This window comes from Lentzea sp. NPDC051213, from assembly GCF_044455585.1.
GTDB lineage: Bacteria > Actinomycetota > Actinomycetes > Mycobacteriales > Pseudonocardiaceae > Lentzea.
The window spans coordinates 339,721-357,316 of sequence record NZ_JBITEX010000004.1; the positions used below are offsets into that span (position 1 = coordinate 339,721).

The window sequence follows — 17,596 nt, forward strand, 5'->3', positions numbered from 1 at the left end:
GAGTCAAGGTTGCGGAAAGTCAAAGATCACCCTTTCACCGCAATGCAGCCAGCAAGTGGGACAGGTTGACACCAACGGCGTCGGCCAACCGGCGGACGACTTCTGGAGCGGGTGCCAGCGGGTGAGTGTCGCGGGTGAACGGCAAGCCTTCACCACCTGAAAACTTGGATTGCGGCGTGACCGGAGCGAGGATCGGGTAGACGCGCCAGCGCGGCACCTTGGAGTCCGCCATCGCGAGCGTCCCCTCGTGCCACAACATCACGGCGGACTGCCGCACGTTGCGCGCGAGAACGCATCCGTAACCCGTCAGGGTGATCGCGCGTGCGGCCGCCCGAACCGGATTCCGGAAGTCCCCGTCGACCACCCACACGCCGTTGATGAGTTCCGCCGTGAGGCCTTCCGCCTCCAACGCGGCGAGCGTCTCGGCGTGCTGGTCGTCCGCCGCGGCCGTGGCCAGTTCGACGACCTCCTGGACCTCGGAGGCCGTCACCACGCGCGCACCGGCCTCCGTGGAGGCGTACAGGAGCCGTTCGACGTGCTTCTCCTCCGCGTAGGCCGCCCACTCCTGGGCCTTCTCCCACGCCGAGCGCGCGATGACGTCGGCCTCGGAACCGCCGCGCAGACGTGCGTCCTGCAGCAGCTGTGCGAGCGCCACCGCGATGACAGAGCTCACCAGCGCGTCGTCCCGTGACTCGTCGTCCTCGGGCACGAGAGTGGCCACCAGGTCACGCAGATCAGCGCGCCAGCTCTCGTCACCCGCCCACACGCCGATGGCGAGCAGGTTCAGGTAGCGATCCGCGAGGGCCATCCGCACGAGCAACGGCTGAGAGCCCGCCTCACGCGCGTCGCGGCGCGCGGTCACCTTCATCTGCTGCCGTTCCGCGGGATCCTCCACCACGCTCACGCGGATCTTGTCGAGTTCGTCGAGGAAGTCGTCCCACCGGTTCTCCGAAAACCGGGCGAAGACGTCGTCCACCTCATACCTCCAGCTCAAGTCGAGCGACGGACTCGAGTACACGTCTGGTGCGCGCCACTTCGTGCGCGCGGAACACCGCGGCGCCCGCCAACGCCGCGATCGCCGTCGCGACGAGGGTTCCCTCGACGCGCTCGTGCAGTTCTACGCCGAGGGTCTCCCCGACGAAGTCCTTGTTGGACAACGCCATCAGCACCGGCCACCCGGTCGCCACCAGCTCGTCCGTGTGCCGCACCAGCGCGAGGCTGTGCCACGTGTTCTTGCCGAAGTCGTGTGTGGGGTCGATCAGCACGCTCTTGCGCGGCACACCGAGCGCGACCACTTTCTCGGCGTGCGCGGTCGTCTCCGCGATGACGTCCGCGACCACGTCCGGGTAGCTCACCCTGTGCGGGCGCGTGCGGGGCTGAACGCCACCTGTGTGCGAGCAGACGTAGCCGGCGCCGTACTCGGCGGCGACCTCGGCCAGCTGCGGGTCCGCGCCGGCCCACGTGTCGTTGAGCAGGTCTGCACCCGCCTCGCAGGCCAGCCTGCCGACGTCCGCGCGCCAGGTGTCGCTGCTGATGATGAGGTCCGGGTAGGCGTCGCGCACCCGTTCGATGAAGGGCACGACGCGGCGCACTTCCTCACCGGCGTCGACCAGATCGCCGGGGCCGGCCTTGACGCCGCCGATGTCGATGATGTCCGCACCCTCGTCGACGACGCGGTGCACGGCCTCCATCGCGACGTCCTCGGCGTAGTGGGCGCCCCTGTCGTAGAACGAGTCCGGGGTGCGGTTGATGATCGCCATCACCAGCGCGTGGTCGCGGACGACCGTCCGGCCGCGGAACTGGAGCTCGATCACATCCCGTGTCTACCAGGCGGGCCCTGACCTTTGCACATGGCGGGCGTCTCATAATGCCCGCGTGGAACTGGTGAAAGCGGTCGACGCACTCTGGCAGCGAGGCTGGCTGCCGTACGACGTCCGCGAGATCGTGTCGCGTTCACTCGACGAGTCGGCTGCCTCTCTCGTGGTGGACGTGATCGCTTTGTCCTGTTCGCCTCATGTCGAGGCGACGGTGCACCCGCGCTGGCAGCGTCAGCTGGACGAGATCGGCGCCTCCGTGTGGTGGGAAGGCTCGTTGCTGGAGGCGTGGGCGACGCGCCACATCGAGACGAAGTCGTACACGTCTCGTACGGCCTCTTCGCTGTTGACGTTCCTCTCGCGGTTGCCGGCGTTGCCGCGCATCCTGCCGTTGCCGGGCTCCGGGCTGGTTTCGGCCATGCGCGCGGGGGTGGACCCGAAGGTGCTCAACCGGGTGCGCGGGCTGCTCGCGAAGGCCGAGTCGACGGCGTTCCCGGAGGAAGCGGAGGCGCTGTCGGCCAAGGCGCAGGAGCTGATGAACCGGCACGCGCTCGAACGCGCGATGCTCGACGCGGACCTGCCGCCGCTGGCGACGTCGCGGCGGGTGTGGCTGGACAAGAGCTACTTCAAGGAGAAGTCGCAGCTCGTGCACGTGGTCGCGACCGCGAACCGCTCACGGGCGGTGGCCTACGACGGCTTCGGGTTCGTCGCGCTGGTGGGCGACGAGGTGGACCTGGAGATCGTGGAGCTGCTGTCGACGTCCCTGCTGGTGCAGGCGACGCGGGCGATGGTGGCGGCCGGCGGCCGGTCGGGGAAGGGCAGCGAGGCGCGCTCGCGGCCGTTCCGCAAGTCGTTCCTGGTGGCCTATGCGGCGCGGATCGGCGAGCGGCTGGAGGACGCTCCGGTCGTGTCGGACGAGCGGCTGCTGCCGGTGCTCGCGGACCGCAAGCAGGCCGTGGACACGTTCTTCGACGAGATGTTCACGAACACGCGCACCTCACGCGTGACGGTGCGGTCAGCGGCCGGATGGGGTGCCGGCCGTGCGGCCGCGGACGTCGCGGACATCGGGACCGGTCGAAGTTCCGTGACATCGGGTTAGGCTGACGCCGCCGCCCCGCGACCTAGGGTGGTGCACGTCCATGTTCGGGAAGTCCCTGGCACTGGCATTGGTGCTCGGTCTGGCCTTCTCCTCCCCGGCTTCCGCATCGTTCTCGCTGCTCAGACCTCTGACGCATGGCAACGGCGACTCCACGACGCCGGTCATCAGCGCTGACGGGCGCTATGTCGCGTTTCCCTCTCTCGCGTCGAACCTCGTGCACGGCGATCGCAACGGCGTCTCTGATGTGTTCGTGAAGGACCTCCGCACCGGTGTCGTGCGGTCTGCGTCGCGTGGTGGTGACGGGGCTTCGTTCGATCCGCCGGCGTTGAGTGCGGACGGCCGGTTCGTCGCGTTCGTGTCCTCGGCCACGAACCTCGTTGCGGGTGACACGAACGGTGTCGACGACGTGTTCGTGACGGACATGCGCACCGGGCACGTCGAGCGCGTGAGCGGTGGCAACGGTCCGGCGTTCGGCAGCCCTGCCATCAGTGCCGACGGGCGCTACGTGGCGTTCCGGTCGGAGGCGTCGACGTTGGTGGAGGGCGACACCAATGGCGTGGCGGACGTGTTCCTGACGGACCGTTTTTCGGGGAAGGTGACGCGGATCAGCACTTCGGCCGTCGGCGAGCAGGGCGACAGGCTGGTGCACCATGGACTCGCGATGAGCGCAGACGGACGACTGGTCGTGTTCCCTTCCGCTGCCACGAACCTGGTGCCGGGCGACACGAACGGCAGTGTGGACATGTTCGTGAAGGACGTCGTTTCCGGTGCGGTGGAACGGGTCAACGTGTCGGCTTCCGGCGCGCAGACGACGTCGTACACGCTGATGCCCGCCATCACGCCCGACGGCTCGCGCGTGCTGTTCGTGGCGTGGGGCGACACGCTGGTGCCCGGTGACACCGAGGACTCCCCGGACATCTTCCTGAAAGACTTGCGCACCAAGGCGATCACGCGCGTGAACACGCGTCCCGATGGGACGGTGTCGGACGCGCAGCCGTACCAGCCATCGGTGAGCGCGGACGGCCGCTTCGTCGTGTTCTCGTCGCTGGCGTCGAACCTGGTGCGCCGTGACACCAACAACGTGGACGACGTGTTCCTCAAGGACCTGCGCACGGGTTCCGTGACGCGGCTGAGCGAGCGATTCGGCAAGCAGGGCAACAACTTCTCGGTGGCGCCGACGATCAGCGCGGACGGCCGCCTCGTCGTGTTCGCCTCACTGGCGACGAACCTGGCCGCCAAAGACACCCCTTCGAGTGAACTCCTCCTTCACAACGGCATCTGAAGCCTCTCCCCGGAAAAACCGTCAGACCCCCTCCCTAACGTCGACCCCATGACATCCACCTACCACAACGAGATCAAGCTCGGCGAAGTCAACTACCGCCTGAGCGCCACGACGGACACGGGAGAGTCGCTGGTCCTGGACCTGCTGGGGTCGCTCGACTCGGGAGAGGTGATCGCGGACGGCCGCCTGAGACTGCCGGTCGAGGGCGGCGCCACGATCGGCAAACTCCTGTCGCGCGTCCTGGGCGCCCACACGCGCCTGCGCACCCGCCCGTCCCGCCACGCGAACGCCAACCAACCCTGGACCGAATCCCTCGACACCGACCTCCGCACCGCCTGGCTGGCCGAGCCGGAAGCCAACGCGTCCGTCCGCATCAGGACACTGGCCGACGAGATGCAACGCTCACCCACGGCCATCCGGGCCCGCCTGCCCAGGGTGGGCTGCGACCCGGACATCCCCGGCCGCGAACTCTCCCCCGTGGCAGCCGTGCTGCTAGGGGGAAAGTCAGGGGGCTCTCAGGGAAAGACCTGATACGCCCGGAGCCCCACCGGCGGACCCTGGAGTAGCAAGCACCAGAGTCTCAGGGGGTAACAGTGGAAATCGGCGGCTTGTTCACCGCGCTGCTCTTCGGAGCCATCATCGGCGGCCTGGGCCGCCTGGTGGTTCCCGGCAGGCAACACGTCTCGCTGCTGGCGACGATCCTCGTCGGCATCGCGGCCGCCCTGCTGGGCACAGCCGCGGCGACAGTCCTGGGCGTGGCCAACACCCCGGGAATCGACTGGATCGAACTGGCCCTCCAGGTAGGCCTGGCCGGCGCGGGCGTAACCGTCCTAGCCAACCGCGCCAAGCCCAAACTCCCCCGCTGACCCGCCGCGGGCGGCAACCACCGCCCGCGCACCACCCGGTCCCGCGGACCCGAGCCGCCCTGCCCTCCGCCGCCCTCACCGCGCGCGGACCGCAGCGCCACCAACGGGTCCCGCGGCACCGCCCGTGCCCGCCATCGGTCCCGCACACCCACCACCGGGTCCCGCGGCACCGCCCCGTGCCAGACATCGGTCCCGCGCACCCACCAACGGGTCCCGCGGCACCGCCCCACACGCACCAACGGTCGCACACCCATCACCGGGCCCGGTGACCCCGCCCGCCACCAACCAACCACGGGTCGCCGCAACCCCTTACCCACCAACGGCAATCCCCGCGGGCAGCAAGCCACCGCCCGTCCACCCAACCGGTCCCGCACACCCGAGCCGCTCTGTCCTCCGCCGCCCCACCGCGCCCGGATCGCAGCGCCACCAACGGATCCCGGCGACCCCGGCCAACGAGTCCTGCGGCTAACCAGGAGGCCCCACAACCCCTTACCTACCAACCACAACTCCCGCGGGCCCCACTGCATCCCTCAAGGCCCGCGAACCGCGACTCGCAACAACTCCACACTCCCCCGGCCCAGGGCACCCCAAGCGGCACCACGGCGACGCCGGCCCAGCGCCACACCCCGTCGCCCCCGCCCCGCCCTCGACTCACCGATCCCACCCGCGCCTACTCTTCACCAGTGGCGCGACGCAAAACGCGGGCCAGCTAGCTCACGCTAAGCAGGACGCCTCGCGGCAACAGGCCAAGCCACTAGCAAGCCGCGAAGTCATCGAGAAGGCCAGAAGCCACCTCGACATCCGGGCTGAGCTGACGATCGGACATGTCCGGGTTGAGCTTCGACTCGGCGATGTCGAAAGCCGCGCGCAGCGCCGGGGTCTCCGGAGTGATGCCGCGCAACCGCAGGGCGCGCACGGCCGCGACGATCTCGCAGGCCAGCACCAGGCGGAAGGCACTAAGGGAACGCAAGGCCTGGCTCGCGGACTGGAAGGCGAAGCTCGAGTTCTCCTCCTGGCCGCGGGACACCACGGCGTTGCCGATGCTCGCCGGTTCGGCGAGGGTGCGGACCTCGGCCAGCGCGGAGTTGGCGCTGTACTCGAGGATCATCACGCCCGAGCTACCGCGCACGCCCTCGGCGAGGAACGGGCGCAGGCCGGTGAAGTTCGGCTCGACCAGGGTGGCGAGCCGCGCGGTCGACAGGTGGCCGGTGTGCAGCATCGCCAGCCGCAGCCGGTCCAACGCCTGGCCGAGGTAGGCGCTGTGGAAGGCGCCATGGTGGTACGCGGCGTCGTCGTCGGTGCCGAAGTGGTCGGCGACGATCAGCGGGTTCTCGGCGGCGGCGTTGAACTCGACGTCGAGGACGCGGCCGAGGTCGCGCACGGCGTCGACGGCAGGGCCGTGGATCTGCGGGAAGCACCGGTAGCCGAACGGGTCCTGGATGCGCGCGGGCGGGCGGCTGGGTTCGTCCAGCAGGCGGCGCATCTCGGCGGCGACCGCCACCTGGCCGGGGTGCGGGCGGCCGAGGTGGACGCGCTCGTCGTAAGCCTCGATGGCGCCGTCGACCGCGAGGAACGACAGCGCGGCGACGACGTGGGTCGCCTTGAGCAGCTGGTGGGCGTCGTGCCAGGCGAGGCCGGCCATGCCGATGGTGAGGGCGTTGCTGCTGATAAACGCGAGCGCGTCGCCCGAGTCGAGCTCGATCGGGTCGGGGGTCTGCGTGGAGCCGAGCCAGTAGCGTTCGCCGAGCAGGGTCAGGCCGGTTTCGGCGAGGGCGGTGAGGTCGCCCGTGCCGATGGCGCCGTACTCGTGGACACCTGGGTAGCAGCTGCTGTTCAGGGCGGCGAGCAGGGCGTCGGCCACGGGTGGGCGCACGCCGGCGCCTCCCGCCAGGAGCTGGTTGAGGCGCACGACCATCATGGCGCGCACCTGTTCCTCGGGGAGCATGCCGCCGAGGCCGCCGGCGTGGCTGCGCAGCAGGCGCAGGCCGTGCTCGGCCCAGCCTTCGGTGCTGACGATCTGGTCGCGGTTCGCGCCGACGCCGGTGGTGCGGCCGTAGACCTGTCGCCGCACGACGAGGCGCTGGCTCGCGTGCCACGACGCTTCGAGGCGGGCGAGTCCGGCGGCGTGCAGCACGACCGGGCGGTGGTATCTGGCGACGAGCACCACGTCGTCGCCGCTGAGGGCCTCGCCGTCCAGCACGACAGGGGTGTCATCGACCATGGCACCAATGTGAGCACATAGGGTTCAAAGGTGCTCGTACTGCATGGCCTGTGCTCGACCGACGGCGTTCTCGCGCTGTGGGCCGAGGACTCCGGGCTGCCCGCGCGCAGCGAGAGCACGCGGCGGGACGCGCCGCACCCGTTCGCGGCGACGGGCGAGGCGTTGGGGGGCGCGCTCGGGCTGAACGACGCGAAAGCGATCACGCGGGCGTTGCTGCTGCCGTCGTTCTCGTCGGGACCGATGGCGTCGCCGGAGCTGGTGCGCGACCCGTTGACCGCAGGGCGGGCGCAGCGCGGCAAGGTGCAGCTGCGGCAGTGGGGTGTGCCCACGATCCGGTTTACCGACAGGCCGGAGCTCGGGGCCGAGGTGCGGCTGAGCGATTCCGCGCGGTTCGTGTTCGACGTGGCGGGGTTCGCCACCGATCTCGTCGACCGCGGGCGCGTGCTGCCGTCGGTCGCGCCGGACCGGGCCGTCGCGCGGTGGGTGCCGGTGCTGTCGGGCACGGACTCGGCGCGGTTCGCCGCGCTGCAGGCCGCGATGCCGCCTGCCTGCCGGTGCGAGGAGATCGCCGGCGACCCGGCGGAGCTGGTGCGCGAAGCACTCACGACCGCGGTCGACGGGCAGGTCCGGGCCCGGCTTCAGCACACGACCCTCGCGCCGCAGCGGCGTGGGCTGGAGTCGACGGCGGAGGCGTGGCTGGCCGCGCTCACCGGGGAGCCTGCGTTCGACGCGGACCCGGTGGAGCTCTACGAGCTGCGCGAGCGGCTGGACCGCTGGCGCGAGAGCGCGGGCAACGAGAGTCCGGTGCGCACGTGCTTCCGGCTGCGTTCCCCCGAGCAACGCGACGAGGACGAGTGGGCGGTCGAGTTCCTGCTGCAGGCCGTCGACGAGCCGAGCGTCCTGGTGCCCGCGCAGCAGGTGTGGTTCGCGGACGACGGCGTGCTGCGGCGCTGGATCCCGGCACCGCAGGAGCACCTGCTGGCCGATCTCGGGCGAGCGAGCAGGCTGCATCCCGATCTCGACGAGGCGTTGCGCGGTTCGCACCCGGCCGAGATGGAGGTCGACGCGGAGGGCGCGTACAGGTTCCTCACCGCGGCGCCGGTGCTCGCGCAGGCCGGGTTCGGCGTGCTGCTGCCCTCGTGGTGGCAACAGCAGGCGAAGCTGGGACTGAAGCTCACCACGAAGAGTCGTGGCACGGCGGGCACCGTCGCCAAGGAGAGCGAGATCGGCTTGAAGTCCATTGTGGACTACAAGTGGGAGCTGGCACTCGGCGAGGACAAGCTCACCGAGGGCGAGCTGGCCGAGCTCGCCAGGGCGAAGGTGCCGCTGGTCAAGGTGCGCGGCCAGTGGGTGCAGGTCGACCAGAAACGCCTGGCCGCCGGCCTCGCGTTCCTCAAGCGCGGCGGCGGGCAGATGACCGCGGCCGAGGTCATGCTCCACAGTGGACTCACCGAGGAGGACGAGAGCCTGCCGCTCCCCCTCACCTCCGTCGAGGCCGACGGCTGGCTCGGCGACCTGCTGTCCGGCAAGGCCGATGAGCAGCTCGAACCCGTTGAGCCGCCGGAGAACTTCGGCGCCCGGCTGCGCCCGTACCAGCAGCGCGGCCTGGCGTGGCTGGCGTTCCTGGACAAGATCGGTCTCGGCGCCTGCCTCGCGGACGACATGGGCCTCGGCAAGACGGTGCAGCTGCTCGCGCTCGAAGCGTTGAACCGCGCGAACGGCAAGCGCCCGCCCACCCTGCTGGTCTGCCCGATGTCGGTAGTCGGCAACTGGCAACGCGAAGCCGCCCGGTTCACCCCCGAGCTCTCGGTGCACGTGCACCACGGCGCGGACCGCCTGGACGGCGACGGTCTGCGCGAGGCCGTCGAGAGCCACGACCTGGTGCTCACCACCTACGCGCTCGCCGCCCGCGACGCCGACGCGCTGAACGACCTCACCTGGGACCGGGTGGTGCTCGACGAGGCGCAGAACATCAAGAACAGCGCGACCCGCCAGTCCCAGGCCGTGCGGCAGCTCAAGGCACGCCACCGCGTGGCGCTGACCGGCACCCCGGTGGAGAACCGCCTGGCCGAGCTGTGGTCGATCATGGACTTCGCCAACCCCGGCGTGCTGGGCACGATCAGCACGTTCCGCGCCCGCTACGCCGTCCCGGTGGAACGCCACAACGACCAGGACGCCGCCGCCCGCCTGCGCAAGATCACGAACCCGTTCGTGCTGCGCCGCGTCAAGACCGACCCGCGCATCATCGACGACCTGCCGGACAAGGTCGAGATGCGCCAGCTGTGCAACCTCACCACCGAGCAGGCGTCGCTGTACCAGGCCGTCGTCAACGACATGCTGGAGAAGATCGAGGAGTCGGAAGGCATCGCCCGCAAGGGCCTGGTGCTCGCGACCATGTCGAAGCTCAAGCAGGTCTGCAACCACCCGGCGCATTTCCTCGGCGACGGTTCCCGCGTGGCAGGCCGCTCCGGCAAGCTAGCCCGGCTCGAGGAAATCCTCGAAGAGGTGCTCGCCGAGGGCGACAAAGCGTTGTGCTTCACCCAGTTCACCGAGTTCGGCAGCATGCTCGTGCCCTACCTGGCCGCCCGCTTCGACACCGAGGTGATGTTCCTGCACGGCGGCACGAACAAGCAGTCCCGCGACCGCATGGTCGAACGCTTCCAGGACAAGAACGGTCCGTCGCTCTTCCTGTTGTCCCTCAAGGCAGGCGGCACCGGCCTCAACCTCACCGCCGCCAACCACGTGATCCACCTGGACCGCTGGTGGAACCCCGCGGTAGAGGACCAGGCGACCGACCGCGCGTTCCGCATCGGCCAGCGCCGCAACGTGCAGGTGCGCAAGTTCGTCTGCATCGGCACGCTAGAAGAACGCATCGACACCATGATCGAGGAAAAACGAGCACTGGCCCAGCTCGTCGTGGGCGCGGGCGAGAACTGGCTCACCGACCTGTCCACCGCCCAGCTGCGCGACCTGCTGACGCTCTCCGGGGAGGCCATCGGTGAGTGAGCACTGGTCCGGCGAAGGTCCCCGCTACGGCAGGACCATCAAGGCGGACAACGGCATCAAGGCCAAGAGCAAGCGCGGTGACATAGGCGCCACCTGGTGGTCGCGCCGCTTCATCGAGGTGCTGGAATCGTTCGGCATGGGCGGCCGCCTGGCCAGAGGCCGCAACTACGCCCGCCAGGGCCAGGTGCTGAGCCTGTCGCTGTCGACCAGCATGGCGATCGCGCTAGTGCAGGGCTCCCGCCCCACCCCGTACAAGACCCGCGTAGCGATCAAGTCCTTCACCACCCAGGAATGGCAGCGCATCGAGCACGCCCTGGCAGGCAAAGCCCTGTACGCCGCCAAGTTGCTGGCCGGCGAGATGCCGAGGGACATCGAGACCCTGTTCGCCGAACTTGGCCTGCAACTCTTCCCGGCCACCATGCGCGAGCTGACGATGGACTGCACGTGCCCGGACTGGGAAGTCCCCTGCAAACATCTGGCCGCCACCTGCTACCTGCTGGCCGAGTCGTTCGACAACGACCCGTTCGAGATCCTCGCCTGGCGCGGCCGCAGCCGCGAGGACCTCCTCGAACGCCTCCGCATGCTCCGCGGCGCAACCAGGACCGCGGTGACCCGCGAGGAAGCCCCGCCGCTCACCAAATGCCTGGACACCTTCTGGCAAAAGCAGACCACCACAAGCCTCAACCTCGGCCACCCCACCGCACAGGTCCGCCCGGACGCGGTGCTCGACCAGCTCGACGCCGTCCCGATCACCATCCGCCGCGACAACCTCGTCGACCTGCTGCGCCCGGCCTACCTGGCGCTGAAGCCGGGCGAGCAGGACAGCTAGTCCGCCACCAGGACCGTGATGACTCGCGGGGCGGCCCGCCGCTCACGAAGTGCCTGGACACGTTCTGGCAAAGCAGACCACCACCAGCCTCAACCTCGGCGACCCCACCGCACAGGCCCGCCCGCGCGCGGTGCTCGACCCGCGACGCCCGGCCTACCCGGCGCTGAAGCCGGCCGAGCAGGACAGCGAGACCCCCACAGCTCCCCGGCACAGGTGACCGGGCCGTGGGCCAGATGGCCTGGCCGGCGCCGCGGCGTGCGGCGTTGCCGCAACCTGGGCGAGCACCCGGAAGTGTCGTCCAAATCCTTATCTGCAGCGGTAAACTCGACCGCGCACGACGAGGCAACGCCCGGAGCTACGCCTGCCCGGCCGGTTTCACCCGATCGTGTTGTCCTGAAACGGCGTTACCGTCGTCTTGCGTACAAGGAAGCGCGCGGGCAAGCAACCCGAGCAGCGACCACAGCACCAAGCTGCGCCGCCATCCCCGGTACGGCGCAGCCCGGCACGGCGGTCAACCGCCGGCGACCGAGGGGAGGATCTGGATCTCGGCGCCGGAGGGCAGTGGGGTGGCGGGGCCGGAGAGGCGGCGGCACTCCTCGCCGTTGACGTAGAAGTTCACGTAGCGGCGTAGGGCGGCACGCTCGTCGCGCAGTCGGCGGTCGAGGCCTGGGTAGGTGTCGGCGAGGACGTCCAGGGCGGCGCCGAGGGTGGCGGGCTCCGGGACGTCGACGTCCAGGTGGGAGGCGCCGCCGGTGGCGGTGCGCAGGACGCCGGGGATCAGGACGGTGACCTTCATGCGGGCACCACGGCGGCGCGGATCGACATCACGTCTGGCAGGTGGGCTGCCACGAGGTGCCAGGTCTCGCCCTCGTCCGGGCTCGCGTAGACCTCGCCGGAGCGGGAGCCGAAGTAGACGCCGGGGACCGCGGCGGTGTCGGTGCACATCGCGTCGCGCATCACGGCGGTCCAGAAGCCGTCGGGCAGGCCGGCGCCCAGGGCTTGCCATGTGGCGCCCGCGTCTCGGGAGCGGTAGACGCGGCACTTGCCCTCGGGCGGGAAGCGGCGGCCGTCGGCCTCGATCGGGAAGGTGAAGATCGTGTCCGGGTCGTGCGGGTGCACGACCATGGCGAAGCCGAAGTCGGTGGGCAGGCCCTCGGCTATGGACTGCCAGGTGTCGCCTCCGTCGTCGCTGCGGTACACGCCGTGGTGGTTCTGGGCGTAGAAGCGGGACGGGGACGCGGGGTGTTGCGCGACCTTGTGCACGCACTGGCCGAACTCCGGCCACGGGTCTGGGAAGAAGTACGCCTTGATGCCCTTGTTGCGGGCTTCCCAGGACTTGCCGCCGTCCGCGGTGCGGTAGACGCCGCCGGTCGACATCGCCACCAGCACGCGGTCCGGGTCTTCGGGGTCCGGCACGATCGTGTGGATGGCCTGGCCGCCGAAGCCCGCGTCCCACTCCGGGCGGTGCGGGTGGTTCCAGAGGCCCTCGACGAACTCGAACGAGCGGCCGCCGTCGGACGACTTGAACAGGGCCGAGGGTTGCGTGCCCGCCCACACCACGCCCGGCTGGGCGGCGGGAGCCGGTTGCAGTTGCCAGACGCGTTCCAGGGCGGCGTCCTCCACCGGGAACTTGATCGGCGGTTCCGACGACTCCTCCCAGGTCACGCCCAGGTCGTCCGAGATGGACACGCCCGGACCGAAGTGCGGTGAGGCCACGCCGGCCAGCAGCCGGATGCCGGACCGGGTGTCGAACGCGACCGCGTACACCTCCTGCATCGCGTGCTGCGGTTCGGAGAGCTCCCACGTGACGCGGTCCTCGCTGCGCGCGAGCCACAGGCCCTTGCGCGTGCCGATCGCCAGCAACACCGTCATCGCAACTCAACCTCCAAAGAGTGTGATGCAGGGCACGTTACGCCGGGGGTCTGACATTTTCTGAGCACGGAGGAAACGCCACGTAGACCCGCAAGTTACTCACTGGTAGCGTCCGGAAACGAGACGAAGGAGGCGCACAGTGCTGCTCGATCCCAACCGCTACGACCCCGCCCACCTCGACCCCGAGACCCGTCGGCTGCTCAAGGCGACGATCGACTGGTTCGAGAACCGCGGTAAGCGGCAGCTGATCGCCGACGCGCAGGACAAGGTCTGGTACGCCGAGTTCCTCGACTTCGTGAAGCAGGAGAAGCTCTTCGCGACCTTCTGCACCCCGCAGAGCGTCGACGGCACCAAGCGCTGGGACGCCGCCCGCAACGCCGCGTTCAGCGAGGTCCTCGGCTTCTACGGCCTGCAGTACTGGTACGCGTGGCAGGTCACCGTGCTCGGCCTCGGCCCGATCTGGATGAGCGGCAACGAGGAGGCCAAGCAGAAGGCGGCCGCCCTCCTCGACAGCGGCGCCGTCTTCGCGTTCGGCCTCTCCGAGAAGGACCACGGCGCGGACGTCTACAGCACCGACATGATCGTCACGAGGACCAGCGACGGCTACCGGGCCAACGGCGGCAAGTACTACATCGGCAACGGCAACGTCGCCGGCATGGTCAGCGTGTTCGGCAAAGAAGGAGACGACTACGTCTTCTTCGCCGTCGACAGCCAGCACGAGAACTTCAAGCTGGTCAAGAACGTCGTCGACAGCCAGATGTTCGTGAGTGAGTTCCGCCTCGACGACTACCCGCTCACCGACAAAGACATCCTGCACCGCGGCCCCGACGCCTTCTCCGCCGCGCTGAACACCGTCAACGTCGGCAAGTTCAACCTCTGCACGGCCAGCATCGGCATCAGCGAGCACTCCTTCTACGAGGCGATCACCCACGCCCACAACCGGATCCTCTACGGCAACCCGGTCACCGACTTCCCGCACGTGCGGCAGAACTTCGTCGACGCGTACGCGCGCCTCACCGCGATGAAGCTCTTCGCGGACCGCAGCGTCGACTACTTCCGCAGCGCCAACGAGAACGACCGCCGCTACCTCCTCTTCAACCCGATCACCAAGATGAAGGTGACGAGCGAGGGCGAACAGGTCATCGACCTGCTCTGGGACGTCATCGCGGCCAAGGGCTTCGAGAAGGACACGTACTTCACCCGCGCCACCGCCGACATCCGCGCGCTGCCCAAGCTCGAAGGCACCGTGCACGTGAATCTCGCGCTGGTGCTGAAGTTCATGCCGAACTACCTCTTCAACCCCAAGGAATACCCCCAAACCCCCAGCGTCCACGAGCCCAAGGACGACGACTTCTTCTGGCACCAGGGCCCCGCGCGCGGCCTCGGCAAGATCCAGTTCCAGGACTGGGAGCCGATCTACACCGAGCACGCCCACCTGCCGAACGTCGCCCTCTTCCACGAGCAGGCCAGGGCCATCAAGACCCTGCTCACCACGGCGGCACCCGACGCGGAGCAGCAGAAGGACCTCGACTTCCTGCTGAACCTCGGCCACCTCTTCACCCTGGTCGTCTACGGCCAGCTGGTGCTGGAGCAGGCGAAGATCACCGGCACCGACCAGCACGTGCTCGACCAGATCTTCGACGTGCTGGTCCGCGACTTCGCCGGCTACGCGACCGCACTGCACGGCAAGCCCAGCAGCACCGAGGCGCAGCAGCAGTGGGCCGTGAGCCAGATCCGCAAGCCGAACGTCGACCAGGCCCGGTTCGACGCCGTCTGGCAGCAGGTCGTCGCGCTGTCCGGCCGGTACGAGATGCGTCCGTAAACCCGAACGGGACACGAGGGGGCGAAGCCGACAGGCTTCACCCCCTTGACGTATGCGTTCCACAAACGTTTTCATTGGTCCCGCCGCCGCGGTCCTCACTTAGGAGCGCGTGCACGTGGATCACCGCAGATGGCGCACGGCCGCAGTCGCAGCCCTGATCGCCGCAGGCACCCTCATCGCACCCCAGGCCCAGGCGCAGACGTCCAAGCCCGAGCTGGCCCTGACGCCGCCGATGGGCTTCAACAACTGGAACACCACGCACTGCCGCAACGACTTCAACGAAGAGATGGTCAAGGGCATCGCCGACATCTTCGTGAACAAGGGCCTCAAGGACGCCGGCTACGAGTACGTCAACATCGACGACTGCTGGGCCCTGCCCGAACGCGGCGCCGACGGCAACCTCGTCCCCCACCCGGTCAGGTTCCCCAACGGCATCAAGGCCGTCGCCGACTACGTGCACGGCAAGGGCCTCAAGTTCGGCATCTACACGTCGGCCGGCATCAAGACCTGCAACAGGGACGCGGGCTTCCCCGGCGGTCTCGGCCACGAGGAGCAGGACGCCGAGCTGTTCGCCAGTTGGGGCGTCGACTACCTCAAGTACGACAACTGCAACAACCAGGGCGTCGACGCGAAGCTCCGCTACACCAAGATGCGCGACGCCCTCAACGCCACCGGCCGCAAGATCGTGTTCAGCCTCTGCGAGTGGGGCCAGAACAAGCCGTGGGAGTGGGCGAAGGACGTCGGCCACCTCTGGCGCACCACCGGCGACATCAGCGACAACTGGAACTCCATGGTCTCGATCGCCAAGCGCAACATGGAGCTCGCCGACTACGCGGGCCCCGGCCACTGGAACGACCCGGACATGCTCGAGGTCGGCAACGGCGGTATGACGGATCTGGAGTACCGCAGCCACTTCAGCCTCTGGTCGATCATGGCCGCCCCGCTGCTGATCGGCGCCGACCTGCGCAAGGTCACGCCGGAGACGTTCGAGATCCTGGAGAACCGCGAGGTCATCGCCGTCAACCAGGACAAGCTCGGCGTGCAGGGCAAGGTCGTTCGCAACCAGGGCGGCAACCACGTCCTGGTGAAGCCGCTGAGCAACGGCGACAAGGCCGTGCTGCTGTTCAACGAGAACGACAGCGCCGCCAACATGTCCGTGACAGCCCAGGAGCTGGGTCTCACCCAGGCAGGCGGCTACAAGGTCCGCGACCTGTGGGCCAAGACCACCACGCACACCGCCGGCCCGATCAGCGCCGCCCTGCCCCCGCACGGCTCCGCGATGTTCCGCGTCAGCGCGGCGAAGGACTGGTACCGCTACCCGCCGGCCATCACCACGGCCGCCGACGGCGAGATCCTCTACCCCGGCGCACTGCCGATCGTGCAGCCCGGCAAGACCGTCACCTACACGACCTCGGTGACCAACTCCGGCCGCCTGCCGATCGCGCTGATCCAGGCCACCCTCGCCGTTCCTCAAGGCTGGACCGCGAAGGCCACCACGACCAGCTTCAAGGCGGTCCTGCCCGGCCAGAAGACCTTCAAGACGACCTGGCAGGTCACCGTGCCCGCCGACGCGAAGGAAGGCCGTTTCCCGGTCAGCGCGAGCTTCACCTACCACTCCCCGCACGAGAACAACCCGGTGACCAGGCAGTACAGCACCGAGGCACTGGTACCCGGCGCGGCACCGAAGGGCGATCTCTTCGTCAGCGACCTGAAGTGGCTGCGCAGCGCCAACGGCCACGGTCCCGTCGAGGTCAACACCACCAACGGCGAGGCGAAGGCCGGTGACGGCGGCCCGATCACCATCCGCGGCAAGGTGTTCGCGAAGGGCCTTGGCACGCACGCCCCCGCCCACGTCGAGTACTACGCGGGCGGCGCGTGCTCGAAGCTGACGGCGACCATCGGCATCGACGACAAGAAGGTCAACGCGCTCAGCCTCGTCAGCTACCAGGTGTGGGCGGACGCCACCCTGGTCTACGACAGCGGCCCGGTCAGCGGCACGGACGCCGCGAAGTCGTTGGAGGCCAACGTGTCCAAAGCCACGGTGGTGCGCCTGGTCGTCCTCGACGGCGGCAACGGCAAGTCCTACGACCACGCCGACTGGGGTGACCTCAAGATCACCTGCTAGTCGGTCTGGTAGCGCTCCAGGGCCGCGATCATGAGTTCGAGACCGAACTCGAACTCGTGATCGTGGTCGTAGGTGCCCAGTTCGTCGATCACCTCGGCCGACAACGGGAACGCCGTGGCCTCGACACCTTCGTACGGTGAGAGCGCGATCCCGCCGAGCTCCGGCGAGGTCGCGACCTCCCTCATCAACGTGCCCAGCATGTAGGACACCATCGCCCGCATCATCCCGACGGCGACCTTGCCCCGGAAACCCGCTCTGTCGAAGTTCATCAGCGCGGCCTCGATGGTCCGGAAACCGGCCTCGGTGCTGAGCCGCCGCGTCGCCAGCATCACGAACGCGCGGGGATGCTGCCGCGCCAGATCGCGCACCGCACGCGCGTGCGCGCGGATGTGATCACGCCAGTCGTCGCTGTCGACGTGGTAGGGCCTGGCCTCTGCCATGATTCGCTCGGCGGCGAGGTCGACCAGCACGGCCTTGTTCGGCACGTGGTTGTACAAAGACATGGTTCCAGCGCCCAGTTCGGCGGCGAGACGCCTCATCGAGACGGCCTCCACGCCCTCACGTTCGATCAACCGCACAGCCGCATCCACGATGCGGGCACGGGTCAACGGTTCACGTGAGGAGGACACTGGCGGAAACGATACGACGTGGAGTAGCTTC

At 69.0% G+C, this 17,596-nt stretch carries 15 protein-coding genes; 9 read left to right on the forward strand and 6 right to left on the reverse strand.

Going from position 1 to position 17,596, the window contains the following annotated elements:
- Nucleotides 1–34 precede the first annotated feature (34 nt).
- Nucleotides 35–976, reverse strand: coding sequence for a hypothetical protein (locus tag ACIA8G_RS19790; protein ID WP_396420015.1), 942 nt, complete (start codon nt 974–976; stop codon nt 35–37).
- A gap of 1 nt (nt 977) precedes the next feature.
- Nucleotides 978–1,814, reverse strand: a complete 837-nt coding sequence (gene folP / locus ACIA8G_RS19795; RefSeq protein ID WP_396420016.1) for a dihydropteroate synthase — start codon at nt 1,812–1,814, stop codon at nt 978–980.
- Nucleotides 1,815–1,875: 61 nt separating this feature from the next.
- Here folP and ACIA8G_RS19800 point away from each other — a divergent pair, with 61 nt between their 5' ends.
- The 4 genes from ACIA8G_RS19800 (at nt 1,876) to ACIA8G_RS19815 (ending at nt 5,061) form a co-directional block, all read left to right on the forward strand.
- Nucleotides 1,876–2,913, forward strand: coding sequence for a DUF2786 domain-containing protein (locus ACIA8G_RS19800; RefSeq protein WP_396420017.1), 1,038 nt, complete (start codon nt 1,876–1,878; stop codon nt 2,911–2,913).
- 40 nt (nt 2,914–2,953) lie between these two features.
- Nucleotides 2,954–4,195 carry a TolB family protein gene (locus tag ACIA8G_RS19805; protein ID WP_396420018.1) on the forward strand — a complete coding sequence of 414 codons (1,242 nt, stop codon included), beginning with the start codon at nt 2,954–2,956 and terminating at the stop codon, nt 4,193–4,195.
- Between the two features lie 48 nt (nt 4,196–4,243).
- Nucleotides 4,244–4,726 (forward strand): hypothetical protein, encoded by a 483-nt coding sequence (locus ACIA8G_RS19810; protein ID WP_396420019.1) that lies wholly within the window; start codon nt 4,244–4,246, stop codon nt 4,724–4,726.
- A gap of 62 nt (nt 4,727–4,788) precedes the next feature.
- Nucleotides 4,789–5,061 (forward strand): GlsB/YeaQ/YmgE family stress response membrane protein, encoded by a 273-nt coding sequence (locus ACIA8G_RS19815; RefSeq protein ID WP_396420020.1) that lies wholly within the window; start codon nt 4,789–4,791, stop codon nt 5,059–5,061.
- A 754-nt stretch (nt 5,062–5,815) separates the two neighbouring features.
- Here ACIA8G_RS19815 and ACIA8G_RS19820 read toward each other — a convergent pair.
- Complete coding sequence (locus tag ACIA8G_RS19820; RefSeq protein ID WP_396420021.1) at nt 5,816–7,282, reverse strand: aromatic amino acid ammonia-lyase; 1,467 nt, start codon at nt 7,280–7,282, stop codon at nt 5,816–5,818.
- A gap of 30 nt (nt 7,283–7,312) precedes the next feature.
- Between ACIA8G_RS19820 and ACIA8G_RS19825 the strand changes: the two genes are divergently transcribed.
- Genes ACIA8G_RS19825 through ACIA8G_RS19835 form a run of 3 tightly spaced genes read left to right on the forward strand, consistent with a single transcriptional unit; the run spans nt 7,313 to nt 11,334 of the window.
- Nucleotides 7,313–10,288, forward strand: a complete 2,976-nt coding sequence (locus ACIA8G_RS19825) for a DEAD/DEAH box helicase (protein ID WP_396420023.1) — start codon at nt 7,313–7,315, stop codon at nt 10,286–10,288.
- Nucleotides 10,281–11,117: an SWIM zinc finger family protein gene (locus tag ACIA8G_RS19830; RefSeq protein WP_396420024.1), complete on the forward strand. Its 837-nt coding sequence runs from the start codon at nt 10,281–10,283 to the stop codon at nt 11,115–11,117. Before ACIA8G_RS19825 ends, ACIA8G_RS19830 begins: the two co-directional genes overlap by 8 nt.
- Nucleotides 11,118–11,166: 49 nt before the next feature.
- Complete coding sequence (locus tag ACIA8G_RS19835; protein WP_396420025.1) at nt 11,167–11,334, forward strand: hypothetical protein; 168 nt, start codon at nt 11,167–11,169, stop codon at nt 11,332–11,334.
- 294 nt (nt 11,335–11,628) lie between these two features.
- On the opposite strand, the gene ACIA8G_RS19840 is transcribed toward ACIA8G_RS19835, so the two are convergent.
- Nucleotides 11,629–11,913, reverse strand: a complete 285-nt coding sequence (locus tag ACIA8G_RS19840) for a MoaD/ThiS family protein (RefSeq protein WP_396420027.1) — start codon at nt 11,911–11,913, stop codon at nt 11,629–11,631.
- Nucleotides 11,910–12,989, reverse strand: coding sequence for a WD40/YVTN/BNR-like repeat-containing protein (locus ACIA8G_RS19845; protein ID WP_396420028.1), 1,080 nt, complete (start codon nt 12,987–12,989; stop codon nt 11,910–11,912). The genes ACIA8G_RS19840 and ACIA8G_RS19845 overlap by 4 nt, the downstream gene beginning before the upstream one ends.
- 139 nt (nt 12,990–13,128) lie before the next feature.
- On the opposite strand from ACIA8G_RS19845, the gene ACIA8G_RS19850 reads away from it, so the two are divergent.
- The gene (locus ACIA8G_RS19850; protein WP_396420029.1) at nt 13,129–14,811 is read left to right on the forward strand and encodes an acyl-CoA dehydrogenase family protein; all 1,683 of its coding nucleotides are present in this window, start codon (nt 13,129–13,131) and stop codon (nt 14,809–14,811) included.
- Nucleotides 14,812–14,926: 115 nt separating this feature from the next.
- Complete coding sequence (locus ACIA8G_RS19855) at nt 14,927–16,936, forward strand: NPCBM/NEW2 domain-containing protein (protein WP_396420030.1); 2,010 nt, start codon at nt 14,927–14,929, stop codon at nt 16,934–16,936.
- On the opposite strand, the gene ACIA8G_RS19860 is transcribed toward ACIA8G_RS19855, so the two are convergent.
- Nucleotides 16,933–17,565 (reverse strand): TetR/AcrR family transcriptional regulator C-terminal domain-containing protein, encoded by a 633-nt coding sequence (locus ACIA8G_RS19860; protein WP_396420031.1) that lies wholly within the window; start codon nt 17,563–17,565, stop codon nt 16,933–16,935. The genes ACIA8G_RS19855 and ACIA8G_RS19860 overlap by 4 nt on opposite strands.
- Nucleotides 17,566–17,596 lie beyond the last annotated feature (31 nt).